Raw genomic sequence first — 2,686 nt, 5'->3', positions numbered from 1 at the left:
TATATCAATACTGCTGATGTGAATAGAGTAGCTCCTTTTTATTGGGGTGGGTTTTATTTGGTAGGCGATCCAGAGCCTATTCAATTTGCAAATAATAATTGGCGGTATTGGATTTTGGGAATAGGTTTTAGTCTTCTGCTATTGGGCCTTTTTTATTTTATTAACAAGAAGAAGAGGTAGGTAATTATTTTCAAAAAAGATATAGTGTTACAGAGTTAACTGCATAATTACTAGGCGGTTTGGGTTATTTAGGAGTGTCACCAAGTGTAATCCATTTGTATTTAACATCAATAATATTTCTCATTCGTAACCCTGAGCTTGCCGAAAGGGTAATCTGTTAATTCTTAGAATTAATACACCTCTCATTTGTCACCCTGAGCTTGCCGAAGGGTAACATTTTCATTTTCTTTGCTATTAATAAGTAAACATCTCATCTTATCATGAAATATATACTTCTTTTTGTTGGGCTTTTTCTATTCTTATGTACAAACTCACTAAGCGCTCAATCCGCTAATGATACGCTTGTGGCATGGCAATACTATCAAAAAGCGGATTCTTTGCTAACCATTGGAAAACATGATACTTCTATCGAGTCCTTTAAAAAAGCATTAATTATATATGAAGAGGAGAAACATTGGGAACGGGTTGCGAACAGTTATAATAAGATTTCTGAAAATCAGTGGAGAATTAGAGATTTTAAAGGAGCATTGAAGAGTGCAAACGAGGCTTTAGAAATAAATAACGAGTATTTAAAAAAACAAAATAAAGAAGAGGCTTATAGTTATAAAAATATTGGAATATGTAATTTAAAAACATATAAATTCACTAAATCAATTCATTACCTAGAAAGATCACTTGGGATCGAAAAGAAATTACTTCCTGAAGATCATATTAGTATAGGTGTTACATATAGTTATATAGGTACGGTAAATAAATTTTTATCCAAATTCCAGAAAGCGCTACACTATCAAGAAAAGGCTTTAAATATTTTTATTAAGACTCTTGGTTCGGAAGATGAAAGAGTTGCTAACGAGTATAATAATATAGGTAATATATATAGTGCAAAACGTAGATTCCCTACTGCTTTAAGGTATTACGAAAAGGACTTGGAGATTACAGTTAAAAACTTGGGTGCAAACAGTATGAAATCTGCTGTAAGTTATGTGAATATTGGAACTGTATACAGTAACATTGGGAAGTCTCATAAAGCCTTGACGTATTATAAAAAAGCAATACCAATTTTTCTTAAAGAGGAGAAGAAATATGCTTTGTTTGTTACTTATAATAATATTGGAACCCTTTTAACGGATAAAGGTGAGTATGAAAAAGCATTGAATTATAATAAAAAAGGTTTAGATATGGCCTTAAAAATATTTGATCAAAATCATGAAGAAGTTGCTATTTGTAATTGGAATATAGGTTTTGCGCTGGAAGGCAAAAAGCTGTATGACAAAGCGTTGGTGTATTATAATAAGGCCTTAAGAAACATTACGCTAAGTAAAGGAGAAAATAATAATGATGTGCTTACACTCTACACTAACATAGGAAACATCTATTTGCAAAATAAGAAATACGATAAGGCATTTGATTATTATCAAAAAGCTCTACGAATTGCTGAAAATATTCATGAAGCTACAAATCCTGAAATTGCAAGAGTCTATATAAGTATAGGGAATTTATACAATGAAAAGAGCTCATTAACCAAGGCACTTTTGAATTATGAAAAAAGTATGGATATTTTGGAAAATTCAGAAAAACAACACCCCCTTTTTTTACAAGCTTTGAATCAAATTGCAAATGTATATCGAAAGAAGGGAGTATTTAGAGAATCACTTTCTTATTTTGATAGAGCATTAGTGGCAAATTCAAAGAATGAGACTCCCAATTTAATTCTTGAAGAAATTAACCCAAATCACTTTTATGATGTTAATTTTCTTTTAGAAACTATTCAAGGTAAAGCAGAAGTCTTATACTTAATTTACAAAGAAAACAAGAAAACTGTTGATTTAAAACAAAGTTTTGAGGCATATAACAAAGCTGATTTACTTATTGATTATCTTAGAGAATCTTATAAAAACCGTAAGGATAAAATCTCTTTTGCAAGAAGAGCTAAAGAGGTATATCAAGGGGCAATTAAAACACAACTGTTATTACACAAGCAACAGGGAAATCCAGATGAATTGAATAAAGCCTTTTTTTTCGCAGAAAAAAGTATGGGCAATATCTTAAAGGAATTACTTAATTTTTCAACAACCAAGGAATTTAGGAAATTGTCAGCGGATATTATTTCACTTGAAAAGGATTTAAAAATCGATAAAGCATTTTATCTATCTCAAGTAGCTGAAGAGCAATCAAAAAAGTCGAAGATTAATACTGCAAAAGTTCAAGAATTCGAAAATCAACTTTTTGATATAAACAGAAAACAGGATTCATTGACCACGCTAATAGAAACTAACTATCCAAAATACTATAATTTAAAGTATCAAAATAAGGTAATTTCTGTTGCAGATATCCAAAGTAAGCTGGATGAGCAAACCACGTTACTCGAGTTTTTTACTTCAGACAATAGTACCTATACTTTTACCATTAGTAAAAATAATATCGATGTTCAAGAATTAGCGACTCCTGATCTTGCCAATAAGGTGTATGGTTTTAAGCAATCCATTATTTCCAAAGATCTAAAAGT

Annotated in this window: 2 protein-coding genes; both read left to right on the top strand. The window is 30.7% G+C overall.

The window, feature by feature from the left end; translation table 11 throughout:
• On the top strand, positions 1–180 hold a 180-nt coding region (locus tag BUE24_RS24180; RefSeq protein WP_139242108.1), incomplete at its 5' end, for an LPXTG cell wall anchor domain-containing protein.
• Between the two features lie 260 nt (positions 181–440).
• On the top strand, positions 441–2,686 hold a 2,246-nt coding region (locus BUE24_RS23510; RefSeq protein ID WP_139242107.1), incomplete at its 3' end, for a tetratricopeptide repeat protein.

The organism is Aquimarina spongiae, assembly GCF_900141785.1.
Classification (GTDB): domain Bacteria; phylum Bacteroidota; class Bacteroidia; order Flavobacteriales; family Flavobacteriaceae; genus Aquimarina; species Aquimarina spongiae.
This window is presented reverse-complemented; position numbering and strand designations above follow the sequence as displayed.